General features: G+C 52.3%; 22 protein-coding genes and 1 other annotated feature. Of the genes, 21 read left to right on the top strand and 1 reads right to left on the bottom strand.

The genetic code is table 11. The features are described 5' to 3' along the window. The first annotated feature begins 5 nt into the window (after positions 1–5). The 7 genes from atpA (at position 6) to tyrS (ending at position 8,820) form a co-directional block, all read left to right on the top strand. Positions 6–1,520 carry a F0F1 ATP synthase subunit alpha gene (atpA, locus tag ACSFXJ_RS23690; protein WP_435922762.1) on the top strand — a complete coding sequence of 505 codons (1,515 nt, stop codon included), beginning with the start codon at positions 6–8 and terminating at the stop codon, positions 1,518–1,520. A 166-nt stretch (positions 1,521–1,686) separates the two neighbouring features. After that, on the top strand, positions 1,687–2,547 hold the full coding sequence (gene atpG / locus ACSFXJ_RS23685; RefSeq protein WP_435922761.1) for an ATP synthase F1 subunit gamma: 861 nt from the start codon (positions 1,687–1,689) through the stop codon (positions 2,545–2,547). 42 nt (positions 2,548–2,589) lie between these two features. Then, positions 2,590–3,990, top strand: a complete 1,401-nt coding sequence (gene atpD, locus ACSFXJ_RS23680; RefSeq protein WP_435922760.1) for a F0F1 ATP synthase subunit beta — start codon at positions 2,590–2,592, stop codon at positions 3,988–3,990. Positions 3,991–4,050: 60 nt separating this feature from the next. Further along, a complete protein-coding gene (locus ACSFXJ_RS23675; RefSeq protein WP_435922759.1) occupies positions 4,051–4,461 on the top strand; it encodes a F0F1 ATP synthase subunit epsilon in 411 nt (136 codons plus the stop codon). 534 nt (positions 4,462–4,995) lie between these two features. Further along, positions 4,996–5,247 carry a DUF1146 family protein gene (locus ACSFXJ_RS23670; RefSeq protein WP_435922758.1) on the top strand — a complete coding sequence of 84 codons (252 nt, stop codon included), beginning with the start codon at positions 4,996–4,998 and terminating at the stop codon, positions 5,245–5,247. 260 nt (positions 5,248–5,507) lie between these two features. Continuing rightward, positions 5,508–6,854, top strand: coding sequence for a UDP-N-acetylglucosamine 1-carboxyvinyltransferase (gene murA / locus ACSFXJ_RS23665; protein ID WP_435922757.1), 1,347 nt, complete (start codon positions 5,508–5,510; stop codon positions 6,852–6,854). A gap of 392 nt (positions 6,855–7,246) precedes the next feature. Continuing rightward, positions 7,247–7,474, top strand: a binding site (T-box leader). A gap of 86 nt (positions 7,475–7,560) precedes the next feature. After that, positions 7,561–8,820 carry a tyrosine--tRNA ligase gene (tyrS, locus tag ACSFXJ_RS23660; RefSeq protein ID WP_435925842.1) on the top strand — a complete coding sequence of 420 codons (1,260 nt, stop codon included), beginning with the start codon at positions 7,561–7,563 and terminating at the stop codon, positions 8,818–8,820. Between the two features lie 97 nt (positions 8,821–8,917). Here tyrS and ACSFXJ_RS23655 read toward each other — a convergent pair. Then, a protein-coding gene (locus ACSFXJ_RS23655; RefSeq protein WP_435921293.1) for an IS3 family transposase occupies positions 8,918–10,062 on the bottom strand; the annotation gives its coding sequence in 2 pieces (ribosomal slippage) (positions 8,918–9,789 and positions 9,789–10,062; 1,146 coding nt in all). 350 nt (positions 10,063–10,412) lie between these two features. On the opposite strand from ACSFXJ_RS23655, the gene spoIID reads away from it, so the two are divergent. The 14 genes from spoIID (at position 10,413) to ACSFXJ_RS23585 (ending at position 24,870) form a co-directional block, all read left to right on the top strand. Beyond that, the gene (gene spoIID / locus ACSFXJ_RS23650; RefSeq protein WP_435922756.1) at positions 10,413–11,933 is read left to right on the top strand and encodes a stage II sporulation protein D; all 1,521 of its coding nucleotides are present in this window, start codon (positions 10,413–10,415) and stop codon (positions 11,931–11,933) included. Between the two features lie 86 nt (positions 11,934–12,019). Continuing rightward, positions 12,020–12,781: a peptidoglycan DD-metalloendopeptidase family protein gene (locus tag ACSFXJ_RS23645; RefSeq protein ID WP_435922755.1), complete on the top strand. Its 762-nt coding sequence runs from the start codon at positions 12,020–12,022 to the stop codon at positions 12,779–12,781. Positions 12,782–12,951: 170 nt separating this feature from the next. Continuing rightward, complete coding sequence (gene spoIIID, locus ACSFXJ_RS23640; protein WP_435922754.1) at positions 12,952–13,236, top strand: sporulation transcriptional regulator SpoIIID; 285 nt, start codon at positions 12,952–12,954, stop codon at positions 13,234–13,236. Positions 13,237–13,448: 212 nt separating this feature from the next. Beyond that, positions 13,449–14,447, top strand: a complete 999-nt coding sequence (locus ACSFXJ_RS23635; RefSeq protein WP_435922753.1) for a rod shape-determining protein — start codon at positions 13,449–13,451, stop codon at positions 14,445–14,447. A gap of 42 nt (positions 14,448–14,489) precedes the next feature. Continuing rightward, complete coding sequence (locus tag ACSFXJ_RS23630; protein WP_435922752.1) at positions 14,490–15,383, top strand: flagellar hook-basal body protein; 894 nt, start codon at positions 14,490–14,492, stop codon at positions 15,381–15,383. Positions 15,384–15,409: 26 nt separating this feature from the next. Then, the gene (locus tag ACSFXJ_RS23625; protein ID WP_435922751.1) at positions 15,410–16,228 is read left to right on the top strand and encodes a flagellar hook-basal body protein; all 819 of its coding nucleotides are present in this window, start codon (positions 15,410–15,412) and stop codon (positions 16,226–16,228) included. Between the two features lie 8 nt (positions 16,229–16,236). After that, on the top strand, positions 16,237–16,440 hold the full coding sequence (locus tag ACSFXJ_RS23620) for a DNA-directed RNA polymerase subunit beta (protein WP_435922750.1): 204 nt from the start codon (positions 16,237–16,239) through the stop codon (positions 16,438–16,440). Between the two features lie 511 nt (positions 16,441–16,951). Then, positions 16,952–17,374, top strand: a complete 423-nt coding sequence (gene fabZ, locus ACSFXJ_RS23615) for a 3-hydroxyacyl-ACP dehydratase FabZ (protein WP_435922749.1) — start codon at positions 16,952–16,954, stop codon at positions 17,372–17,374. Between the two features lie 17 nt (positions 17,375–17,391). Beyond that, on the top strand, positions 17,392–19,110 hold the full coding sequence (locus tag ACSFXJ_RS23610; RefSeq protein ID WP_435922748.1) for a phospho-sugar mutase: 1,719 nt from the start codon (positions 17,392–17,394) through the stop codon (positions 19,108–19,110). A 26-nt stretch (positions 19,111–19,136) separates the two neighbouring features. Next, positions 19,137–21,143, top strand: a complete 2,007-nt coding sequence (locus ACSFXJ_RS23605) for a DUF5693 family protein (protein WP_435922747.1) — start codon at positions 19,137–19,139, stop codon at positions 21,141–21,143. Further along, positions 21,116–22,279, top strand: a complete 1,164-nt coding sequence (csaB, locus tag ACSFXJ_RS23600) for a polysaccharide pyruvyl transferase CsaB (RefSeq protein WP_435922746.1) — start codon at positions 21,116–21,118, stop codon at positions 22,277–22,279. The genes ACSFXJ_RS23605 and csaB overlap by 28 nt, the downstream gene beginning before the upstream one ends. Continuing rightward, on the top strand, positions 22,257–23,033 hold the full coding sequence (locus tag ACSFXJ_RS23595; RefSeq protein WP_435922745.1) for a WecB/TagA/CpsF family glycosyltransferase: 777 nt from the start codon (positions 22,257–22,259) through the stop codon (positions 23,031–23,033). The genes csaB and ACSFXJ_RS23595 overlap by 23 nt, the downstream gene beginning before the upstream one ends. 112 nt (positions 23,034–23,145) lie before the next feature. After that, positions 23,146–24,267, top strand: a complete 1,122-nt coding sequence (locus ACSFXJ_RS23590; RefSeq protein WP_435922744.1) for a glycosyltransferase family 4 protein — start codon at positions 23,146–23,148, stop codon at positions 24,265–24,267. Positions 24,268–24,429: 162 nt separating this feature from the next. Further along, a complete protein-coding gene (locus tag ACSFXJ_RS23585) occupies positions 24,430–24,870 on the top strand; it encodes a hypothetical protein (protein WP_435922743.1) in 441 nt (146 codons plus the stop codon). The last annotated feature ends 86 nt before the right edge of the window (positions 24,871–24,956 follow it).

Raw genomic sequence — 24,956 nt, 5'->3', positions numbered from 1 at the left:
AACACTTGAGTATCAGACCTGAGGAAATCAGTTCACTGATTAAAAGTCAGATCGAACAATATAAATCGGAAATTGAAGTGGCCGAAGTCGGCACCGTTATTCAAGTTGGCGACGGTATCGCCCGTGTCCACGGACTTGAGAACGCCATGGCTAACGAACTGCTCGAGTTTGAAAATGGCGTATTTGGTCTTGCGCTGAACCTGGAAGAAAGCAACGTCGGTGTCGTTATTCTGGGGCCATACAGTGAAATTCGCGAAGGAAACCAAGTGAAACGTACGGGGCAAATTATGCAGGTACCGGTAGGCGAAGCGCTGCTGGGCCGCGTAGTCAATCCGCTCGGCCAACCGGTCGACGGCAAAGGCCCTATCGCCACGACGGAATTCCGTCCGGTTGAAAACAATGCTCCAGGCGTTATCGACCGGAAATCGGTTCATGAACCGATGCAAACCGGGATCAAGGCCATCGACTCGATGGTTCCGATCGGCCGCGGCCAACGGGAACTTATCATTGGCGACCGCCAAACCGGTAAAACGGCGATCGCGATCGACACGATCATCAACCAAAAAGGAAATGGCGTGAAATGTATTTACGTCGCGATCGGCCAAAAGCAATCCACGGTCGTTAACGTGGTGGAAACGCTGCGTCGCCACGGAGCGCTGGATTACACGATCGTCGTGACGGCATCCGCTTCGGAACCGTCGCCGCTTCTTTACATCGCGCCTTATGCCGGTGTTGCCATGGCCGAGTACTTCATGTACAAAGGCGAGCACGTCCTTATTATTTATGACGATTTGTCCAAACAAGCGGCGGCTTACCGCGAATTGTCCTTGCTGCTCCGCCGTCCTCCGGGCCGCGAAGCATATCCGGGTGACGTATTCTATCTGCACTCCCGCCTTTTGGAACGTGCAGCGAAGCTGAGCGATGAACTCGGCGGCGGATCCATTACCGCGCTTCCGTTTATCGAGACTCAAGCATCGGACGTATCCGCATATATTCCGACCAACGTAATTTCGATTACGGACGGTCAGATTTTCCTTGAATCCGATCTTTTCTACTCCGGCCAACGTCCGGCGGTCAACGTCGGTATTTCCGTATCCCGGGTAGGGGGCTCCGCCCAAATCAAGGCGATGAAAAAGGTTGCCGGTACACTCCGTCTGGACCTTGCCCAATATCGTGAGCTTCAAGCGTTCTCCCAATTCGGTTCCGACCTCGACAAGTCGACGCAAGCCCGTCTGACCCGCGGTTCCCGGATGATGGAAATTCTGAAGCAAGGCGTTAACCAGCCGCTTGCGGTTGAGGAACAAGTTGTCAGCCTTTATACGGCGGTCAAAGGTTACCTCGACGATATCGCGCTTGGCGACGTGCGCCGTTTCGAATCCGAGTTCCTGTCTTTCGTGAAGAATAATCATGATGACGTGCTGCAGTCGATCCGCGATACGAAGGATCTGACCTCGGACAACGAGACGAAACTCAAAGAAGTCATCGAAAAGTTCAAAAAGGGCTTTGCGGCTTCCGTATAATATTAATTAACCTTGTGGAATGGATTCATAAACCGGCTCTGGCTTACCGCCGGAACGCCGGTTTGTGATTGAATATGCTTAATGAAGTAACTTTGGCCTTGCCAAAGTTAAGCTGATTGCTTACGAAGTAGTTTTGGCTTCGCCAAAACTTGAAGGTGGTGAAATCATGGCAAAAGGGATGCGCGAAATTAAGCGCCAGATCAAAAGCGTTCAGAATACCCGTCAAATCACGAAAGCGATGGAGATGGTGGCTTCGGCCAAGCTGAGAAAGGCGCAGGAGAAGGCGCAGGCGTCACGTCCTTATGTGGAAAAGCTGAAGGAAGTGGTTTCCAGCATTGCGGCCGGTTCGAACGATGTCTCCCACCCGATGTTGGTCTCGCGCCCGGTGAAACGTACTGCGTATATCGTGATTACTTCCGACGGCGGTCTCGTGGGCGGCTATAACGCGAACATGCTCCGTAGCGTGATGGATACGATCAAAGAAAAGCATGCTTCCGCGGAAGAGTACGGTTTGTTCGTGATCGGCCGCAAAGGCCGCGACTATTTTACCCGCCGCGGGCTTCCGGTCGTTCAAGCCGTCACCGATTTGTCCGACACACCCAAATTCGCCGATATTAAATCGCTGACTTATGCCGCTGTGCAAGGCTTCGAATCGGAACAGTTCGATGAAATTTACGTTTGCTACAGTAAATTCATTAACGCGATTACCCAGAGACCGACAGTCGAACGCCTGCTTCCATTCGACAATGTGGAGCATCATGGCGTAACTGCCGAGTATGAGTATGAGCCTTCTCCGGAAGGCGTACTGGAAGTGTTGCTGCCGAAATATGCGGAAACCTTGATTTTTAGCGCGCTTTTGGAAGGAAAAGCGAGTGAACTCGGGGCAAAAATGACGGCAATGGGCAGCGCGACGAAAAATGCGACGAAAATGATCAATGAACTGACCCTGACTTACAACCGTGCGCGTCAGGCGGCTATTACCCAGGAAATTACGGAAATTGTCGCCGGAGCGAATGCGCAAGGCTAATCAGGAAACGGGTTAAGATGACAGTTTTAGGAGGGAACATAGATGAGCAAGGGACGCGTTGTTAGCGTAATGGGTCCGGTTGTTGATATCGAGTTTGACCGCGGTCAGCTCCCGGAAATTTTTAACGCTATTAAAATTGTGAAACAAGACGCGCAGGATGGTTCGGGAGAGCTGATGCTGGAAGCGTCCAATCATCTGGGCGACAACATGGTTCGCTGTATCGCCATGTCCTCGACGGACGGTTTGGTACGCGGAACGGAAGCCGTGGATTTGGGCGCTCCGATTTCCGTACCGGTAGGGGAAGCGACACTTAGCCGCGTATTTAACGTGCTTGGTGAAGCTATCGACAATAAGGGCCAAATTGAGGGAGGCCTTCGCAATCCGATCCACCGCGAACCGCCGAAATTCGAGGATTTGTCGACACAATCGGAAATTCTCGAAACCGGGATCAAGGTTATCGATTTGCTGGCTCCGTATGCCAAGGGCGGCAAAATCGGTCTGTTTGGCGGTGCCGGCGTAGGTAAAACCGTTACGATCCAGGAATTGATTCGTAACATCGCTCAAGAACACGGCGGTATTTCCGTATTTGCGGGTGTCGGTGAACGTACCCGTGAAGGTAACGACTTGTACATGGAAATGACCGAATCCGGCGTTATCGAAAAGACGGCGATGGTGTTCGGACAAATGAACGAACCTCCGGGTGCTCGTTTGCGTGTAGCTTTGACGGGTCTGACGATGGCGGAATATTTCCGCGATCAAGAAGGCCGCGACGTACTTTTGTTTATCGATAACATTTTCCGCTTTACTCAAGCGGGTTCGGAAGTATCGGCCTTGCTCGGACGTATGCCGTCCGCGGTAGGTTACCAGCCGACGCTTGCTACGGAAATGGGTCAGCTTCAAGAACGGATTACGTCGACGAAAAAAGGTTCCGTTACGTCGATCCAGGCCATTTACGTGCCTGCGGATGACTATACCGACCCGGCTCCTGCCACGACGTTTGCTCACCTTGACGCAACGACGAACCTGGAACGTAAAATTTCCGAGAAGGGGATTTTCCCTGCGGTGGATCCGTTGGCATCCAGCTCCCGGATTTTGACACCGGAAATCGTCGGTGAGGAACATTACAATGTTGCTCAAGGCGTAAAACAACTTTTGGCTCGTTATAAAGAGCTTCAGGATATTATCGCCATCCTCGGTATGGACGAATTGTCCGAAGATGACAAGCTGCTCGTGGCCCGCGCCCGGAAGATTGAACGCTTCCTGTCGCAGCCGTTCTTCGTGGCCGAGCAGTTCACCGGCATTCAAGGCAAGTTCGTACCGATTGCCGAAACGGTTCGCAGCTTCAAGGAAATCCTTGATGGTAAACACGATGATCTTCCGGAAGCGGCATTCCTTTTTGTCGGCACGATCGAAGAAGCCGTGGAAAAGGCTAAGACGCTGTAATACCGCGCCGTTAATGCGGTTGCTTCAGAAATGAACGTGCCGCGAACAGGAGGGATGAAAGTGAGCACCTTTTTATTGGAAATCGTCACACCGGAGCATGTCGTATTTTCTCAGGAGGTAGAGGGCCTGAGCGTTCGCGGATTGGAGGGTGACCTCGGTATCCTGCCGGGCCATATTCCGTTCGTGACCCCTTTGCAGGTCGCTCCGCTTGTGGTCAAATCCGGCGGCAAGTCGCAGACGATAGCCGTTCACGGCGGATTTGTCGAGGTTCAAGGCGATAAAGTGATCGTCCTCGCGGAAAGTGCCGAGCTTCCGCAGGAGATCGACGTAGAACGTGCAATCGCGGCCCGGGAACGTGCCGAACGCAGATTGTCCGCATCCGGTCAGGACCGGATCGACCATCGCCGCGCGGAATTGGCGCTGCAAAGAGCCATTACGCGTATTAATGTTTCGAGCCGCTCTAAGGAGTAGCACATCAATAAGCAGACCGGCATCCTTTGTGGGTGCCGGTTTTTATTTGTTCGGTGAACACCCGAGTGGATGCGATGGCTGACCAGAGGTCAGAGGTCCCGCATACCATTGAAAGTGGAACAGGGATGAAGAAAGAACATAGGTCCCGGCTCCTGAATCAATAGTTGCAAAATTGCTTTTTTAGGAGAATTTCGGTAACGATTTGAAGTGTCAAAAACTTAATTTATTACAAAATATACCACTTGTTCACCCGACTAATTTCGACAAAAATCTTTGGCAGGAATTACGGAAACCCGCAAAGAACATATTAAAGACGATTTAACATGAATTTTACAATAGATGAATTTGGAAATGTCGAACTTGTTAATAATGGAAACCCTTGCAGGCGAAAGAAGGACTGGATTATTCTCACGCTGGCAAGTATGATATATAAGGCTTTATTTTTTCCTAAAATGAACCGATATATTTATGGACGTTATATTAACCGATTGCGAGTCGTTAGCATAAATATAACGTGACAGGGAGGAAGTTCATGTGAATTCGGTCGAGTCGGTATCTTCATCGATCGGGGTGAACGGCCTTGCATCGATTCTCGTATCGCTGGCATGTATCGCCTTATCCTGGTGGGCGCTGCAAAACCTCAAGCTGGATTTGTTTATCCGTCATCCAAAAGGACCTCAGGGCAAGCTGCTTCAACTGCTGCTCGCTGTTGTTCTTGGAAGGTTTGTTGCGGCCTTTATCCTGGAGTATTGGGGATACACGCAAATGCTGCGGTACATGTTCTGATTGTTTTAATTAATAAGTCTTTGGTTATAAGTGTTTTAGGCTAAGCGGACAAGGAAAATGTCGAATAACATCAAACACAAGTGTCAACAATGTTGGATAAGGACTATGCTACGTTAGGAAGGCCCTGGCTTGAAAAGAGCGCCGTTTCCTCGTTATTCCTCGACATTTCGACATGTTTAGAGCCTTGTGCGCCATAAATGACCGATGATATGATGAAATTTGGGGGAAATGGTGAAAATGAACGCGCGGAGGGAACCAAGATGAGCAAATTTATCGTCCGCGGTGGCAATGTTTTGGCCGGGAACGTTAAAGTGAGCGGAGCTAAAAATTCAGTGCTGCCAATCATTGCAGCATCCTTATTGGGAGAGGAAGGCGTAAGCGTTATTCATGACGCACCTCCATTGGATGATGTAATGACTATTAATAAAGTTTTGGAATCGCTGGGAGCGGCAGTTACATATGACCGTGAAACGATTACGGTCGATGCGCGGACCATCGCTTCCTGTGAAGCGCCGTACGAATGGGTACGGAAAATGCGGGCGTCTTTTCTTGTCATGGGTCCTTTGTTGACCCGAACGGGATATACACGGATCTCGTTGCCGGGAGGCTGCGCGATTGGTACAAGACCGATCGATCAGCATCTTAAAGGTTTTGAGGCGATGGGGGCGGAAATCAATTTGGGTCAAGGCTTCATCGAAGCCAAATCACAAGGCCGCCTACGCGGAGCAAAAGTCTATTTGGACGTAGCGAGTGTAGGGGCAACGGAAAATATTATGATGGCCGCCACCTTGGCCGAAGGGACGACAATCATTGAGAATGCGGCCAAAGAGCCGGAAATCGTGGATTTGGCCAATTTCCTCAACGGGATGGGAGCGATTGTCCGGGGAGCGGGAACAGGCATCATTCGCATCGAAGGCGTAGAGAAGCTCCACGGAGTGGAACATACCGTAATTCCGGACCGTATCGAAGCCGGGACTTTCATGATCGCTGCAGCCATGACCGGCGGCAACGTATTCGTGGAAGGGGCTATTGCCGATCATTTGGGCCCGATCATTTCCAAGCTGGAAGAGATGGGCGTACAGGTGGAAGTACATGAAAACGGAGTGCGGGTTATCGCGGATAAACCGTTAAAGGCGGTTGATGTCAAAACATTGCCGTATCCAGGATTCCCGACAGACATGCAATCGCAAATGATGGCTCTCCTGCTCGTATCGGAAGGCACCAGCGTTGTGACGGAAACGATTTTTGAAAATCGCTTTATGCATGTCGACCAATTCCGCCTGATGAATGCGGAAATCAAAGTCGAAGGCCGGACATCGATCGTGACCGGCGGAACCAAATTGAGCGGAGCCAAAGTGTGTGCGACCGATTTGAGAGCGGGTGCCGCGCTGATTATTGCGGGTCTCGTTGCGGACGGTACGACTGAGGTAAGCGGTACGCATCATATCGATCGCGGCTATGTCAATCTGGCCGAAAAGCTGGCCGGACTGGGCGCCGACATCTGGCGTATTACCGAGAACAAGGAAGCGGCTCCTCAGGCGGGTAAAGCGCCTGCGGCGATTCAAGGGGATCGGCCGATTCTTAAAATTCAGCCTTCCTTGGCGTAAAGTAATACCGACCCATAAATTCGAAAAAAATGGCTACGTCCTTTGGGGTGTGGCTTTTTTGCTGTAAACGGGATGAGATCTCTTTTTCATGGGAGGAGGGGTCGGGGAGTCTAAGGGTGCATTTTATACAACATTTTGGTTATGGAAGAAGAGTGAAGGCTGAATATATTGTACTGTGTCCAGCATTTGAGCCCATTTCATCCTTATTTCGGTTTATTCTGTTCTAAAATGTTGTATAAACTACAGCATCGTGGAGCAAGGTAGTTCATAGATGGGAAAAATGTTGTAGAACGTACAGCTTGTAGGGCTATGTACATACACCGAGAAGATTGCCTTATCTTCACGGTTGACTTTGCTCCTGTTTTTCAATATACTGTCGTTAATTTCATAAATGATATACGTTGAAGGAGATCAGTAGCGGCTTATTCCCTGTTCCAGAAAGTCGGGGGTGATGAAACCCGATACACAATAAGCATGCGAATTACACTCTGGAGTATCCCGGGTAATGCCGGGCGGTAACGGTGAACGATAATCGCCGGGAGAGGTATCGGATAGAGCGGAGTATGGAAGCTTGATTCGGTGCAACTTGGGTGGTAACGCGGTGAATAATCGTCCCTAGTCATTAGACTGGGGACTTTTTTGTTATCCGCTTAAAAAATACCGAGGTTCAAACCATGATTTGAAGGAGTGGAACACCATGCAAAAAATGAATATTATCGATGAACTCGAATGGCGGGAAGCCATTAACCAGCAAACGGACGCCGAGGGCCTTCGCGAGCTGACCAATCAGAAATCCGTCTCTTTATACTGCGGCGTCGATCCGACCGGCGACAGCATGCATATCGGGCACTTGATTCCTTTCATGGTGCTGAAACGGTTTCAGCTTGCCGGCCATCGCCCGGTTATTTTGATCGGCGGGGCTACCGGCACGATCGGCGATCCGAGCGGCCGCCAAACCGAGCGTTCGCTGCAAACGCTGGAGCAGGTTCAGGCCAACGTCGAAGCGTTGACGGCGCAAATGAAAAAGCTGTTCGTCACGGAAGGCGACAACCAGGTCCGGCTTGTAAACAACTACGACTGGACGCACAAAATCAATGTGATCGAGTTCTTGCGGGATTACGGGAAAAACTTCAGCATCAATGCGATGCTTGCCAAGGATGTCGTGTCCAGCAGGCTTGAAACGGGAATTTCGTTCACGGAATTTTCGTACCAAATCCTTCAGTCTCTCGACTTCCTTCATTTATATCAGCATGAGGATGTGCAGCTGCAAATCGGGGGCTCGGATCAATGGGGCAATATTACGAGCGGCTTGGATCTTATCCGTAAGAAGGAAGGGTCGGAGGCGAAAGCGTTTGGCCTCACCATTCCGCTGATGCTGAAAGCCGACGGTACGAAATTCGGCAAAACGGCTGGGGGAGCCATCTGGTTGGATCCGAACAAAACGACGCCGTTCGAATTTTACCAGTTCTGGGCCAATACCGATGATCGCGATGTCGTCAAATACTTGAAATACTTCACGTTCCTGTCCAAAGAGGAAATTGAAGAACTCGCGGAAAAGGTAGAGACCGAGCCGCATAAACGCGAAGCGCAAAAGAAGCTTGCCGAGGAAATGACCCGGTTCGTTCATAGCGAGGAGTTGCTGGAACAGGCGAAGCGGATTACGGCTGCCTTGTTCACCGGCGATATCAAATCGTTGACCGCCGAGGAGATCGAGCAGGGCTTTAAAGAAATGCCGACCTTCGAAGCCACGTCGGAAGCGAAGAACATCGTGGATTGGCTGGTCGAGCTGGGCATCGAGCCGTCCAAACGCCAGGCGCGCGAGGATATTACGAAAGGCGCGATCTCGGTAAACGGCGAACGTATCAACGAGTTGGAATTCGAGATCAACGCCGATCAAGCGATCGGAGGACGTTTCATCATTATCCGTAAAGGTAAGAAAAACTACAGCCTGGTGAAATTGTCCTAGCGCGGAAATAGAATGACGAATAAGCAACACAAAGAAGCCGTTACCCGGATGGGACTGACCCCCGTTTGTGAGACAGGGATCAAAACACCTTACAAGTCTAAGCAGCCAGTTGCCGGAAATGAACCGGTGACTGGTTGTTTAGTTTTGTTTGAATGCGAATTGAGTTATAGTAAGTAATGTAGTCTCGAACGGTCTGTTCGACGATTGCCGTCGTCGTACAGGTTAAACCTTCGAGATAGAACGTTTCAGACTTTAGTGTGGAATGAAACGATTCGATGGGGGCATTATCAGCGGGCGTTCCCTTGCGGGACATGCTCATGGTAATGCCTTTTCCTTTTATAGCCGCCTGATAAGCCTGAGACGTATAAACGCTGCCTTGATCGCTATGGAGCATCATACCCGGTACAGCTGGTAATTGGTTTAACGTGTCTAGAACAAGAGTCGTGTCTTGCTTGTCTGCTATACTGTAAGCCACAATCTCTCCATTAAACAAGTCCAAAATACTCGACAGGTACAATGTTTTTCCGCCAAACGGCAAATACGTAATGTCTGTTACGAGTTTTTGCATGGGGACATCGGCCTGAAACTGACGCTTTAACAAGTGTTCTGCGATGTAAGCTGGCTGCCCTGTAGGTTTGCGTTTCTTCACTTTGACACGACATTGGAGCCCCTCTCGCTGCATAATCCGCTGCACGCGTTTATGGTTAATCTTACATTCCATCCGAAGTAATGCCGTAATCTTCCGGTAACCATATCGAAATTTATGTTGAATGCAAAGTTCCCGGATTTTCTCCACCGTTGGTTCTGGACATTTTGCCTCCATAGTTGCTTTCCAGCGATAATAGGTGGCTCTTGCAATGCCAAGCCACGCACAAGCCTGCGTCACCGTGACTTCTTCTCGAATAGACTCGATCCAAGCAACAACGACTTCTGGTTCCACCTCCTTTCCAACTCCATGTACTTTTTTAGCAGGTCCAACTGCTGCTTTAAAAATCGGTTTTCTGCCTGTAGCTTTTCTAACTCTGAAGAGTGTTCTGGCCCCTTTCCATAGCTATATTGCTTACCCACAGGCTGCTCCAGCCGATGCACGTCACCTTCCCGGTACCACTTCATCCACACCTTCAGCTGTGTCTTATTCCGTATCCCGAGTTGCTCCATGACCTCACGAACCGGAACTCCTTCTAATCTCATTTCAATGGCTTTCAATTTAAGTTCGAATGGGTAGCTGACTCTTGTTGCCAATGCAAAAACACCTCCAAGGTTATCCCCATATCTTACGACATGGTTTAATTCTCTTGAAGGTGTTTTAATTTGTCTCACGCTTTGGGGTCAGTCCCGGATTTCCGGGGGCGGCTTTTTTGATGCGGCCAAACGTTGTTCGTATATATAAGGCTTTCAATCAAAGGATAAAAAAATTCGGGAGACTAGGGTAGATAGACGGCATTTAACGGAGGTTCTACCAGCCGGACAAAACTCATATCTATAAGTATATCGAGCATTAAATATATTGACAGTGAAGCTAGGGACTCGAATGGTCGGCAAGAGGATGTAGAGAGTCATGCAGCATGAATCCGGATGGGGGTTAATGGCGGATGTCCGAGAAATGGAGCCCGGGAAAAGAGGCTGGGGCGCGCGATAGCACAAAAAGCAGGATTACGGTAAAAGTAGGCCCGGGCGGAGTGGAGCGGCATGAAGGCAATCAAGGGGGAGCGGCAGGAACCTCGGGAGTTTCAGGAGCCCCCGGAGATTCAGGAACTCAAGGAGTTCATAGGGCCGGGCTGCGGACGGAAAAAGAGAATGCAATCCCGCGGATGCAGCAAAAACCTGGGGTTAAGGAAAGCGCGAGAGTGAGCGTGGGTGTCGGGAAAGGCAATGGCTCCGACCTGGAAGCTTCAAACGGAGCTATAGGCGGCAAAGTGAGCGGTGCGGGGGAAGCGAGCAAAGCCGGGGGCGATGCGCCCGTGCGCGTGCGCATCGCCCCCGGCGCTTACGGCCGCCCCTCCTTCCGCAAGCATCGCGGAGGCGGAAGGAGGGGCGTGGCGCTCGCCGCCGGCCTGGCGGCCTTGGCGGCGCTCGCGGTGCTGCTGCCCGCGCTGCTCGCGCAGCGCGCGGGCCCGCAGCCTGCGCCGCCCGCCGTGCCGGCGGCGCAGCTGCAGCAGCCCGCGGCCCCCGGGGCCGCCGCGGGCGCGAAAGAGCGGCTCGTTCCCGCGGAGAACGAGCCCGAGCCCAAGGTGCGCGTTTACCTGTCGCGCACCGGGGCCGTCGAGACCGTGCCGCTCGAGCAGTACGTGACCGGCGTGGTTGCCGCCGAGATGCCGGCGGATTTTGAGCTTGAGGCGCTCAAAGCGCAAGCGATCGCGGCCCGCACCTTTATCGTCCGCCGTCTGGCGGCGGGCGATACGAGCGGGATCCCCGGCGGCAAGGCGGACGTATTGGATACGGTAGAGCACCAGGTCTACCTGTCCAGGCAAACGTTGGCCGGGTGGGCCGACAACGGCAAAACGGACCAGCTCTCCAAGCTGGAGCGGGCGGTCCGGGAAACGCAGGGGATCGTGATGACTTATCATGGGAAGCCGATCACGGCGGCTTTCTTTTCCGCAAGCGGGGGATATACCGAAAATTCGGAGGAATACTGGTCGTTGAGCATTCCCTATCTTCGCAGTGTTCCCAGTCCTTGGGAGAGCGATATCAATCCGAAAAATAAAGAGACCGTGACTCTTTCTATAAATGAAGTATTCGATAGGATCGGTCAAAAGCTGCAGGCTACGCCCGTATCGGCGCAAGGCGGAAGGAAACGTGCAGGCGAAGACGAAAACGGCAACTTCCGCATTCTTTCCAGGACGACGGGAGGGCGGGTGAAAGAGATAGAGATCGGCAGTAAAACATACACCGGCAGGGAAATCAGAGAAAAGCTAGGGCTCCGTTCAAGCCAGTTTACGATCGAAAGGATTGGAGATCAGGTTAAAATCACTACTTACGGCTTTGGTCACGGCGTCGGGATGAGCCAGTGGGGGGCGAACGGGATGGCGAAGCAAGGGTACACGACCACGCAAATTCTTAAACACTATTATACGGGAATCTCCTTCCAACAAGCGTCGAAGATATTGAGATAGCCTCTCTTTATTTTTTTGAAAAAATGATATACCCGAAGTATAAAAGCTTAAACCCCGGTAACACTGGTTACTGAGGTGATGAGCAAATGAAAGATCAGAATAACAACAAGCAAAACCACCATGAGGAATCTCCTAAAATTGCAATGGGAGAGCCGGCCGTTCCGGTATCCGCATGGAAGAAACTATTGTCCAAGAGATGGGTCTATCCGGCGGTTTACATGGCAGCAGCGGCAATTATACTAACCTTGGTGTGGGTCTACCAGGATGCCAGCAAAAAGCCGATGGATTCCACGCCTGCCAGTGTATCGGAATCCGTTGAGGTGTCTGGTACCGAGCAGCCGGGTACGGATGCGGCGAAGGAAAACGGCAAGGACAAGGGTGCCGAAACCGTCGCTGTCGCGGAAGATCTCGCATGGCCGGTCGCCAAAATGGCCGATGTTTCCGTCGTCAAGCCTTTCTATGATAACGAGGCGAGCGCGGAGGATCATGAAGCCGCGTTGGTGGTACACAACGACACGTACTATCCGAATACAGGCATCGACCTGGCCCGGAAGGACAGCGAGTCGTTTGAAGTAACAGCCGCGATGGCCGGTAAAGTAACCCGGGTCGATGAAGTTCCGCTGTTCGGTTCTGTCGTGGAAATTACCCATGCCAACAACCTGAAGACGGTTTACGAAAGTTTGGCCGACGTGAAGGTCAAAATGAATGCCGAAGTGAAACAAGGCGATGTGATCGGCTCCGCCGGACGCAATGAGATGGAAAAGGATCTCGGCAACCACGTTCACTTCGCGGTGTACGAAAACGGCGAACTGATCAATCCGGTCACGGTTCTTCCGAAACAAGAATAGGCCGATCCGAAAATGGGGCCGCTTCAAGTCTGACAAGACTTGGGCGGTCCTTTTTTCATAAAACGGAAAATAATTGGCCGCGCCCGGGCTTGTCAGGCTTGGAAACAAAGAATATATGGGCACGCCCCTCATATAATGTACCAAACTATCTCGAGTAGGGAGGCGGGAGCGTGCACGATTACATCAAGGAACGGACGATAAAAATTGGTCGATGCATCGTGGAAACTCGGCATACGGTTCGGACCATAGCCAAGGAATTCGGCGTATCGAAAAGTACGGTGCACAAGGATTTAACCGAGCGTCTGCCGGAGATCAATCCGGAGCTTGCGGACCAGGTCAAGCACATTCTCGAATACCATAAGTCGATCAGACACCTTCGGGGAGGGGAAGCGACGAAAATCAAGTATAAGAAAAAAAGCCCGCCCAAACGGGAGGTGATTAGCTCGGCCCACTAGCGGGTAAATAATTAATTTGTCATTGGATGGAATTTCATTGAACACCTCCCCCAAAGTATGGTATTTTAAAATATGGTATAAGATTGCGGGTTTCTATCCGATTTCCCGGATTTTTAGCGAATTTTGCATCCATTTGCCGAATAACGTCTCCTTGGTTCTGGGGAAACTTTTACCATAAATTGTCACAAAATACGTTTTGGGGGAGCATCGTAATGATGAGCAAGGATATTGGTATCGATTTAGGTACAGCCAATGTGCTGATTCATGTCAAAGGAAAGGGAGTTGTCCTCGACGAGCCGTCCGTGGTGGCGATCGACAGCGACGCGAAACGGGTGCTTGCCGTTGGTGAAGAGGCACGGAAAATGGTTGGCCGTACGCCGGGTAATATCATTGCGATTCGCCCTCTGCGCGACGGCGTTATTGCCGATTTTGACATTACGGAAACGATGCTGAAGTATTTTATTGACCGGGTTGGAGGCAGAAGCTGGTACAGCCACCCCCGTATTTTGATCTGCGCGCCTACGAACATCACGTCCGTGGAACAAAAGTCGATCCGTGAAGCCGCCGAACATAGCGGTGCAAAGGAAGTATTTATGGAAGCGGAACCGAAAGCGGCGGCGATTGGCGCGGGAATGGACATATTCGAACCGAGCGGCAACATGGTTGTCGACATCGGCGGAGGAACGACGGACGTGGCGGTACTCTCGATGGGGGATATCGTCACGGCTTCGTCCATTAAAATCGCCGGAGACAAGTTTGACGCCGCCATTATTAAATATATTAAATCGAAGTACAAGCTGTTGATCGGGGAACGGACAGCGGAAGATATTAAAGTCAACATCGGTACGGTGCATCCTTCCGGGAAACCGGCGGAAATGGATATCCGGGGGAGAGACATGGTGTCGGGACTGCCGCTCACCGTTACGATTACCTCCGCGGAAATTCAAGAGGCCCTCATTGAACCGGTATCTTCCATCGTTACTGCGGCCAAGTCGGTATTGGAACGTACGCCGCCGGAACTGTCGGCGGATATTATCGATCGGGGCGTTATTTTGACAGGGGGAGGAGCCCTGCTGCACGGATTGGACGAGCTGTTGATCGATGAATTGCGCGTACCGGTGCTGATCGCCGAGGATCCGATGCATTGCGTCGTTAAGGGAACGGGAATCATGCTCGATAATCTGGAACGGGTTATTAAGAAAAAATTCTAATTGGCCGATATAAATAGGTAGGGAATATTGGGAGGTTAGAGCATGCTAAGAGGCCTATATACAGCGGCATCGGGAATGGTTACGCAGCAGCGGCGTCATGACACGGTCACGCAAAATATATCGAATTTGAATACCCCGGGGTACAAGCAGGTCAACGCGGTGGTGCACTCTTTTCCGGATATGTTGGTTTCGCTGATGGGTGACAAGGAAAACGGGAACGCCAAACGGATCGGCAAATTGAATACCGGTGTGTTTGCGGAAGAAAGCTTTCCTTCGTTCGTACAGGGCGACTTGCGGGAAACGGGTAAAGCCTCCGACTTCGGACTTCTGTCGAGCATCGGGTTGAATGATCCGGCGACCGGCCTTCCGATTGCTTTTGACGCATCGGGCAAATTCGTTGGCGAAGACGGCGAAGTCATTTTCCGTCCGGAAGCTTTTTTTACCGTAATGGATAATAATGATGAAGTCCGTTATACTCGGGATGGGCACTTTACCGTAAATGCAGCGGGTGAGTTGCTGACCTCGCAGGGACAACGGGTGTTGGATACGGACGGAAATCCGATCGTGATGCCGCCCGGACAATCGTTCGGAAGTCTGAAGAGCAATGCCCAGGGGCAATTGATTTCTTATGACACCGGCACGCCCGTTGTGGTGGCTCAGCTTGGCATTGCCGTCGTAAACCGGCCGCAAGAGCTTGTCCGGGACGGCAACGGAGTATATCGTCCTCAGGATCCGGAGAAAGCCGACATTCGCGCATTGGATCCGGCCGATGGCGCCGAAGTGCGACAAGGTTATCTGGAAGTGTCCAATGTGGACTCCGCCCAGTCGATGGTGGACTTGCTTGCGGCACAACGGGCGTATGAATCGAATCAAAAGATCGTTCAATATTACGATAGAAGCTTGGACAAGGCCGTCAACGAGATTGGGCGCGTCTAGACTGAATGAACTGAAGGGGGTGCCTTATGAATAACTCCATGATTAGTGCCAGCGTTTCCATGAGCGGTATCCAGCAGCGCCTGGATCTGCTGTCCGAGAATATTGCCAATTTGAATACGGCCGGATATAAACGCAAGGAAGGAAGCTTCGAGGACACGCTGACTCGTGTGAAAGAGCAAGTATCCAAAATGGAACTGGCCGGCCGGGCGACGCCGCTAGGTTTTAACCTCGGTTTCGGTTCCAGGATGACCTCGATTACGAGCAGCTTCACCCAAGGGGCGATCAAAGAAACCGGCAGCGCAACCGATTTGGCGATCGAGGGCAACGCTCTGTTCGCGGTGTTGACGGAAGACGGGAGAGCTTATACGCGTGCCGGCGATTTTCACGTTCAACCTGATCCGGCCGATGCGGATTCCTCATACCTGGTGACGGGCTCGGGACATTTCGTGTTGAATACGGACGGTGAGCCTGTGGCGATTCCTTCCGGAGCCGAACTGAAGATCGATCCGCAAGGGCGCATCCAGGCTGTGGTTGGAGGCGTGCCGGAAGACCTCGGTCAACTGCAAATGTTAACTCCGATTCGTCCGGACGCGCTTGAAGCGATTGACGGAAATTTGTACCGGCTGGCCGCCGGAGCCTTGGAGACGGACGTGATGGCTGACACTTGGGCGCTTCCTTTGGAGCAGCAAGCCCAAATCCGCCAGGGCGCACTGGAAGGCTCCAATGTGAATCTGACGGATGAAATGGCTGAGCTGCTGCAGGTGCAGCGCGCATATCAGCTCATGGCTCGGGCGCTGACTTCCAGCGAAACGATGGCGGGTCTGGCCAACACCCTGCGCGGGTAGGTGGGAACATGACCCAAACGAACAGCCCGGCGGAGGACAAACGATCCGGGTGGATCACCCTTTTGCGCATCGTACTGGTTATTCTTTTTCTTGCTTTGGCGGTCATCGCCGGCATGGCCGTGGGGTATACGGTTTTAGGCAAGCAGGAGCTTGGCGATGTATGGGAATGGAGCACCTGGCAGCATGTATTTGATCTTGTTTTTTCGTCTTGAACAAGATTGTTGAAGAGAGACCTGGCCATCGGCCAGGTCTTTTTGTGTTTTTCGGCGGGGATACAGAATTAGCAAAATTGACGCATGATTTGCGTGACGATGTCTAAATTTCATTTATATTGATCTGCGTACAAGAATTATTTCGATAAAAGAACCAATGGTCTGCCCATTTATTATATAAAATGACCTGAATCAGGCATGACGAGGTCCTTCATCCATGAAGCGTATTATACCTGCGGCAGGCCGCGGATCATAGCGCCGACGAGGCACAAAAAAGCAACGGCACCGTAACCATCGGTAACAAAGCAGTGTTTTCTTTTTATGGGCATAAAATGTATAATGATGAAGGACTATACACACGGATGGCGAACAAAAGGGCTGATCCGTACGCGGCACTGACGCCGCCTGCGGATAAGCCCCTTATCTTAACCTCCGCTTCTGCAGAACGCGAAGGATAAATACAGTTTGACCGCCGGGTGAAGCTTTTATACGGAATAGGAGGTAGTACATAGTGCTCGATTCCAAACAAATTCAGGAGATTATCCCTCACCGCCCGCCTTTTTTGCTGGTGGATCGAATCATTGAAATGGAACCAGGAAAGAGAGCTGTGGGTATTAAAAATGTGACTGTAAACGAACCGTTCTTCGCCGGGCATTTCCCGGGATATCCGGTGATGCCGGGGGTGCTCATTACCGAGGCTTTGGCTCAAGTCGGCGCCGCGGCGATTCTCGACGTCGAGAGCAACCGGGGCAAGATCGGCTTTCTTGCCGGATTGGACGGCTTCCGTTTCCGCAATCAGGTCTTCCCGGGAGATACGCTGCATCTGGAAGTGGAAATCACCCGTTTGAAGGGCTCCATCGGAAAAGGCCAGGCAGTCGCAAAAGTCGGTGACAAGGTTGTCGCCGAGGGCGAAATCATGTTTGCACTATCTTAAGGAGGCTTTCAGAAACCATGACTGAATTGAACGCACAAATTAGAGAAAAGTTAAACAGTTGGTTAAATGATCCGTCTATAGATGAAGCAACCAAACAGGAATTGAAGGGGTTGGAAAGCAACCCGACCGAACTGGAAGACCGTTTCTACCGGGATCTGGAGTTCGGGACAGGCGGACTTCGCGGCGTTATCGGTGCGGGCAGCAACCGGATGAACCGTTACACCGTGGCCCGGGCGACGCAGGGCTTCGCCAAGTATATTCTTGAGGAGCATGCCGGCAAGGAAGGCACGCCTTCCGTGGTTATCGCGCATGACTGCCGCCATTTTTCGCCGGAGTTTGCGCTGGAGGCGGCGCTCGTACTGGCCGGCAACGGCATTACGGCCAAGCTGTTTCCTTCGCTGCGCCCGACGCCGCAATTGTCTTTTTCCGTGCGCAGCTTGCACGCCACAGGCGGCATCGTGATTACGGCAAGCCACAACCCGCCGGAGTACAACGGATACAAAGTGTACAATGCTTCCGGCGGACAACTTGTCCCTCATGAAGCCGAACGGGTCATTGCCAATATTCAGGCGCTAAACTCGCTTAGCGAAGTGAAGCGGTTAAGCCGTGACGAAGCGGAAGCCAAAGGCCTGTTGGTCTGGCTGGGAGAGCCGGAGGACGAGGCGTTCATCAATACGGTCGTTGAAACGAGCGTAAACCGCGATCTTTTGGCCGCCGGCGCGGCAAAGGATACCGTCGTCGTTTTCACGCCTCTTCACGGTACCGGGAATATTCCGGTACGCCGGGCGCTGGAAAAGCTCGGATTCACCCAGCTCCATATTGTGAAAGAACAAGAACAGCCCGACGGGGATTTCTCCACGGTGAAGTCGCCGAACCCCGAGGAGCGCGAAGCGTTTGCGATGGCGATCGAGCTTGGCAAACAAGTAGGCGCGGACATATTGATCGGCACCGACCCCGATGCGGACCGGATGGGGGCCGTTGTGAGAAATGCGGCCGGCGAATATGAGATTTTGACCGGGAACCAATCCGGATCGATTCTCGTGCATTATGTTTTGAGCCAAATGAAAGCAAACGGGACGCTTCCGGCGAACGGGGCGGTCGTTAAAACGATCGTGACGAGCGAATTGGGGGCAACGATTGCCCGCCACTTCGGAGCAACCGTATTCAATACATTGACCGGCTTTAAATACATCGGCGAGAAAATGAACCAATTCGAGGCGTCGGGCGAGCATACCTATTTGTTCGGTTATGAAGAAAGCTATGGTTACCTGGCCGGCAATTATGCCCGCGACAAGGATGCGATCGTGGCATCGACGCTGATCTGTGAAGCGGCGGCTTATTACAAGCGTCAAGGGAAAACGCTGATCGACGTACTTGAAGAACTGTATCAATCATTCGGTTATTATCGTGAAACGCTCGCTTCCCGGACATTGAAAGGCAAGGACGGGTTGGCCCAAATCGGGGCGCTCATGGACGACTTCCGTCAAAATCCGCCGAAGAGTGTCGCAGGGTTGGAAGTTACGAAGGTTTTGGACTATTCGCAAGGCTTGGACGGTCTGCCTAAAGAAAATGTACTGAAATTCATGTTGGGTGAAGGATCATGGTTCTGCCTGCGACCGTCGGGAACCGAGCCGAAAATCAAATTCTACTTCGCGGTGCGCGGCACTTCGAATGAGGACGCCAAGGCTATCCTTGCCCGTCTGCAGGATGAAGTGTTGGCACGAGTGGACGCATAACTTTTTTATTTTGAGGAGGTACCTTTGTGATTCGAAGTTGGCAGCGGTGGAATGACGCTTCCCGCAAATTATTGTGGATCCTGGTCATTATCGGTCTGGTCGCTTCCGTGCCTGTGATTGTGCAGCGGGTACAAACGGAGTCGTCGGCAAACAAAGTGGAGATTGTTTTCAATTATCGCGGGCTTATGGACGTCGCTTCCTATCAAGCCAATCCGGAGGCTTATCTGGATGAGCAGCTGGACCGGCTGAAGGAAGCCGGCGTAACGACGATGGCGATGTTTGAGAGCACGCTGGACGAGTTGTCTAAAACGCGGAAGGTCATGGTGTTCAGTTCGCTGGATGCGGCAAAAATGACCGGGTCCGTCGTTTTGCCGGACGGTAATTACACGTATATCGCTTTTACAAGTCCGGAAAATGAAGAACGGTTGCGGCCGATGATCGAGGAGACGTTCGAAAATCTGGGCGTGGCGGTTGCTCCATGGCAATATCAGGATCATGCCGGCCTCGTGATTGAAATGGGAATGGAAGAAGCGGTCATGAAACCGATGCCGCTGGATCCGATCGCTTTCGAAAAGCTGCTCGGAAAGGGCTTCACGATTCTGCCCCGATTGTCGGATAACATTCCGTACGATCAACAGGCGCTCGATGAAGAGCTAGGCTTCTTTCAGGAGAACGGCGTAAAGCGGATTCTTTTTGACGGGGAGGCCGTAAAAGGATTCGCGTCCGAAAACTTGAACGGATTTGCGGAATTATTGAAGAACCATCAAATCGGGCTAGTCACGATTGAAAATTTGAAAGCCCCGCAAAAAGGGCTGAATAAGCTGGCCTATTTAACGGACTATAATATCGTGCGACTGCACTCGCTTGCGGATACGGAAGCGGGACAGGACAAGAACACCTTGGCCGATCGTTTCGTTCTGGCGACGAAGGACCGGAATATCCGCATGATTTATTTGAATGCTTCCCCGTCCAAGGATGCGGCCAAGGCGGCGATCACAAGCCCGATCGACAATCTGATCGATTCGCTGCAAGGTCCGGATGGCGCGATCCAGCGCATCCAGGATAACGGTTTTGAGTTCGGAAATGCGGAAGCTTTCCAAATTCACGATGCATCGTGGCAAAAATATTTGAAGGCGCTCGTCGTTCTCGGCGGCGTGGCATTCTGCGCATTGCTCGTGTCCTGTTTTATCGCACCATTGACGTTAATCGTATTTTTGCTGGGGCTGGTCGGCTCCGCCGGACTTTACGTGTTGAAGCCGACGCTGCTTGAGCAAGCATTGGCGTTGGGCGTTGCGATTAGCGCGCCGACGATTTCCATGATCCTTGCGATCCGCAAGGTGAAGGAAAAGGCCGATTCGAACAAGCTGATGTCCGCCGGACGCAGATTGACCCATACGCTTGTGCTGTATGTCAAAACGGCGGTTATTTCACTGGCGGCCGTTCCGTTCGTGATCTCGCTTTTGAACAACATTACGTACAGTCTTGTGCTGGACCAGTTCCGCGGGGTAAGCCTGCTGCATCTGGGGCCGATTTTCCTGATTGCGGTTTATGTGTTCCTGTATCAAGGCAATTCGGTATGGGAGGAGCTTCGCAATTGGTTGCGGACGCCGATCACGCTCCTATGGGTCGTCGTGGCCGCTGTTCTCGGCGTCATGGCGCTTTACTACTTGTCGAGAACAGGCAATGCCGGAACGCTTCTTCCGGGTGAGGCAACGTTCCGTTCGTTCCTGGAAAATACATTCGGCGTACGTCCGCGCAATAAGGAGTTTTTACTTGCGCATCCGTTGTTTATCGTAGGCATTTTTGCGGCCTTCCGTTACCGTTGGGCGTTGTATGCCATGATTATCGCGGTGATGGGACAGTTGTCGATGGTCGATACGTTTGCCCATATCCATACGCCGGCCGTTCTTTCGCTGATCCGCGGCGTGCTCGGTCTTGGACTCGGCTTAATCGTCGGTCTGATCGCCGTTCTGGTCTGGCATATTATTGAAAGGTGCTGGGATAAATGGTCACCGCGTCTTCTAAAACCATAGTCCTCTCCGGCTATTACGGATACCGCAACAGCGGGGATGAAGCCGTGCTGCAGTCGATTCTTACGGCACTTCAAGAAGAAAGCAGGACCTCCGGGATCGACATTACCCCCGTCGTGCTGTCCATCGATCCGGAATGGACGAGCAAGACCTATGGCGTGAAGGCGGTACACCGGATGAAACTTGCGGAGGTAAGACACGCTATTAAAAATAGCGACGGTCTGATCAGCGGAGGAGGGAGCCTCCTCCAGGATGCGACCGGGCTTGGATCGATTCCTTATTATCTCGGAATCATCAAAATCGCCCAGTGGCTCGGCAAGCCGACCTTCGTGTATGCGCAAGGGATCGGCCCGGTACGCCGGAAGCTGTTCCGGCCTTTGATCGCCGCGGTTTTCCGCCGCTGCGAGTACATCTCCGTCCGCGACGGGGAGTCGGCGGAGCTGCTGCGCAGCATGGGGATCCTTAAGGACGCCGTTCAGGTCGTCCCGGATCCCGTGATGGGCCTGACGCTGCCGGAAGCCGGCGGCGAGGCCGGGGTGATGACCACCGCTGCTGCGGAGGAATCCACGCTGCCGGTGGTCGGGGTGTCGGTCCGCTTCTGGAATCCCGAGCGGACCGAGCTGGCGAAGCTGGCCGAAGGCCTTGCTTCGCTGAGCCGCCGCGTTCCGGTGCACATCCGTTTTCTGCCGTTCCATACCCCGGGCGATGACGAAGCTTCGCGCTTCGTCATGGAGCGGTTGGGAAATGTGGCAGAACACGGGAGCGCCGTCAGCATCGCGGCGGAGACGGAGCATCCTTACGAGATGCTCCGCGAAGTAACCCGCTGCCGCCTGCTTGTCGGGATGAGGCTGCACAGCCTCATCTATGCGGCTTCGCAGGAAGTGCCGCTGCTCGGCATTTCGTACGATCCGAAGATCGACCAGTTCCTCGGCCGCCTCGCCGGCGTGCCTGTCGGCACGACCGAGGAGCTCGATCCCCGGATCGTCGCCTCGCAAGCCGAGCGCCTGCTCCTTGATGGCGAGGCCTGGCGCTCGGCCCACGCTTCGAGAATATCGGAGCTGAAGCGCGAAGCCCGCATCCCTGCGCGGCGAATTGTTGAATTTTACGGAGCAAAGGATGAGCAAGTTGGAGAAGCTTAATCAGAATATACCGACCGTTTCCGTGTTCGGCATTTCGGTTTGCAAATGGGGGATGAAGGACACGGTCGCCTACCTGACGGACCTGGTGGAACAGGATGCGGGGACGCCTCACCAAGTCATCACCGCCAACCCGATCATGTTGATGGCCGCGATGGAGGATCCCGCTTACAAAAAGATCATGCAGGAAGCCGAACTGGTCATTCCCGACGGCACCGGCCTTGTCTGGGCCGCGCAAAAGGGCGGCGATCCGGTCGATGAAAGGGTTCCGGGCATCGAACTTTTGCATGAATTAATGAAGGCAGGGGAGCGCTACCGATGGAAAGCGTACCTGCTCGGATCAACGAGCGAAGTGATTCAGGAAACGGCCAAGCGGTTAAGCTTGCAATATCCGGGCACGGAAATTGTCGGTTTCCGGGACGGGTACTTCGGACCCGATCAGGATCAGGAAGTGATCGCCGCCATTAAGGCCGCAAAACCTCACTTGTTGTTCGTCGCGCGCGGCGCCGATACCCAGGAGCCGTGGATTGGCAAATACAAACAAGAGCTTGGCGTACCGATCATGATGGGGGTAGGCGGAAGCTTTGATATTATTTCCGGAAAAACCAAACGTGCGCCAAAAAGCTTCCAAAAGCTGCGGCTGGAATGGCTTTACCGCCTGCTGTCGGAACCGACCCGGTTCAAAAGAATGCTTGTGCTGCCGAAATTCGTAATGCGTGTACTGCGCGAAGGAGAAAACCTCACAAAAATGGGCTAAATCATTGAAATTTAGTGCAAAACGGCGTATTATTGCACAAATACGGGGTTTGTGTTTCTCTCGAAACGGAGTATAATTCAATCCGGCAGAACAAATGGGGGTTGAAAAAGACATGTGGATGATTTATACCATCGGGTTTATCGTATCGCTCGGTCTGGCACTGGGGTTAACGCCGCTGGTAAAGAAGTTTGCTTTTAAAGTGGGTGCCATAGACGTTCCGAATGCACGCAAGGTGCATACGAGAGTGATGCCGAGACTCGGCGGATTGGCTATATTCCTGGCTTTTGTAATCACGTTCTTCCTGGTTCTTCCGTTTATACCTCATAACCTTACGGTTCGTGAAGTGAATTTTGTCAAAGCTTTTCTCGTCGGCGGAACGATGACGATTTTGTTAGGCGCGTTCGATGACCGCTTTGATTTGCCGGCCAAGCTGAAATTTCTCGTACAAATTGCCACGGCTTGCGTCGTCGTTTTCGGTTTTGATATTCGGATTGAATTTGCCAATATACCATTTCATTCGTATGCTTCGGTCGAAAGCTGGGTCGCGATTCCTTTCACGATCTTGTGGATCGTCGGGGTGACGAATGCGATCAACCTGATCGACGGTCTGGATGGCCTCGCTGCAGGAGTATCCGCCATCGCGATCGGTACGATTACCGTCATGGCTTTCCTGATGGGCAATGTTGTCGTAGCCTTGATCAGCTTGATGCTGCTTGGCGGTATTATCGGATTCCTGTACTTTAACTTCCATCCGGCCAAAATATTCATGGGCGACTCCGGCGCTTTATTTCTCGGGTTCAGTTTGGCGCTCCTGTCGTTGCTCGGTTTTAAACAGGTGGCGATCGTGTCGTTCCTGACACCGCTCATTCTGATCGGCGTACCGCTTTCGGATACGATGTTCGCGATCGTGCGCCGCTGGATGCAGAAGAAACCGATCTTCTCGCCGGACAAAGGGCATCTGCATCATTGCCTGCGCGAGCTCGGCTTCAGCCATCGCCAGACCGTGCTGATCATTTACGGCATTGCCGCCTTCTTCGGCGTACTGGCCGTCATTCAGTCGTCGGCGGCGATGTATAATGCCAACTGGGTCACCTTCGTCGTCATCTGCGTCATGGTGTTCTTCCTGCAAATCGGTGCCGAAGTCATCGGCCTGATCGGTAAGACGAAACGCCCGGTGCTCGACTTCTTCGCACGGATCCGCATGAAGGCCGGTGCCGAACGCGGCTCGAAATAACAAGTGATAATATTCCTTGAATAACCGGAATTATACGTTCGTTTGTTGGACAACCCCCGCCTTGGCTCTTTGGAGCGGCGGGGGTTTTATGTTTCTCGACTCCACCCGACAAGATCGGTTATAATAAACTCAGAAGTTTATAAAGTGGAAGGAGTTATTCGAATGAGCGAACAACTACTCCATCAGATATTGCAGAAGCTGGATCATATTGAGGTTGAACAGGCATCCATGAAGACGGACATGCAGACCATGAAGACGGATATGCAGACCATGAAGACGGATATGCAGACCATGAAGTCGGACATAGAAATTATGAAGTCAGACATGGGAACCGTGAAGTCGGACATCTTGGATCTTAAGGAATCCCAAGGCCTGATGCAAATCCAACTGAACGAGACAAATGTCATCGTTCGGGCGATCCGGGACCGGCAGGAGGAAACGGATGCGAAGCTGGATGCACTCAGCATGGATGTTCATAAGCTGCATGGTGAAGTTGCCTCGATTAAGGAAGGCCAGGAACGTCACGAAAAAATTCTTGAAAAATTATCGCTTCGTTCAATCGAGCAAGAAGCGGATATACACGAACTAAAGTTGGCCAAATAACATTCAAGCCGATCCTCTACTCTGCGGTAGAAGATCGGCTTTTTTTACGTAGTCCATCTATACCTCCAAATAAAATCACTGATCAA

It is taken from the genome of Paenibacillus salivarius (genome assembly GCF_051307165.1).
In the GTDB taxonomy this organism is placed as follows: Bacteria; Bacillota; Bacilli; order Paenibacillales; family Paenibacillaceae; genus Fontibacillus.
The sequence above is the reverse complement of the archived record's forward strand: the minus strand, read 5'-3'. Positions and strand labels throughout refer to the sequence as shown.

Coding starts and splice junctions, on each gene's coding strand:
- spoIID (WP_435922756.1), top strand. CDS start 10,413: ATGTCCGAGAAATGGAGCCCGGGAAAAGAGGCTGGGGCGCGCGATAGC.
- ACSFXJ_RS23645 (WP_435922755.1), top strand. CDS start 12,020: ATGAAAGATCAGAATAACAACAAGCAAAACCACCATGAGGAATCTCCT.
- murA (WP_435922757.1), top strand. CDS start 5,508: ATGAGCAAATTTATCGTCCGCGGTGGCAATGTTTTGGCCGGGAACGTT.
- ACSFXJ_RS23585 (WP_435922743.1), top strand. CDS start 24,430: ATGAGCGAACAACTACTCCATCAGATATTGCAGAAGCTGGATCATATT.
- ACSFXJ_RS23620 (WP_435922750.1), top strand. CDS start 16,237: ATGACCCAAACGAACAGCCCGGCGGAGGACAAACGATCCGGGTGGATC.
- ACSFXJ_RS23625 (WP_435922751.1), top strand. CDS start 15,410: ATGAATAACTCCATGATTAGTGCCAGCGTTTCCATGAGCGGTATCCAG.
- ACSFXJ_RS23635 (WP_435922753.1), top strand. CDS start 13,449: ATGATGAGCAAGGATATTGGTATCGATTTAGGTACAGCCAATGTGCTG.
- atpD (WP_435922760.1), top strand. CDS start 2,590: ATGAGCAAGGGACGCGTTGTTAGCGTAATGGGTCCGGTTGTTGATATC.
- ACSFXJ_RS23595 (WP_435922745.1), top strand. CDS start 22,257: ATGAGCAAGTTGGAGAAGCTTAATCAGAATATACCGACCGTTTCCGTG.
- tyrS (WP_435925842.1), top strand. CDS start 7,561: ATGAATATTATCGATGAACTCGAATGGCGGGAAGCCATTAACCAGCAA.
- ACSFXJ_RS23590 (WP_435922744.1), top strand. CDS start 23,146: ATGTGGATGATTTATACCATCGGGTTTATCGTATCGCTCGGTCTGGCA.
- csaB (WP_435922746.1), top strand. CDS start 21,116: ATGGTCACCGCGTCTTCTAAAACCATAGTCCTCTCCGGCTATTACGGA.
- ACSFXJ_RS23630 (WP_435922752.1), top strand. CDS start 14,490: ATGCTAAGAGGCCTATATACAGCGGCATCGGGAATGGTTACGCAGCAG.
- ACSFXJ_RS23610 (WP_435922748.1), top strand. CDS start 17,392: ATGACTGAATTGAACGCACAAATTAGAGAAAAGTTAAACAGTTGGTTA.
- atpG (WP_435922761.1), top strand. CDS start 1,687: ATGGCAAAAGGGATGCGCGAAATTAAGCGCCAGATCAAAAGCGTTCAG.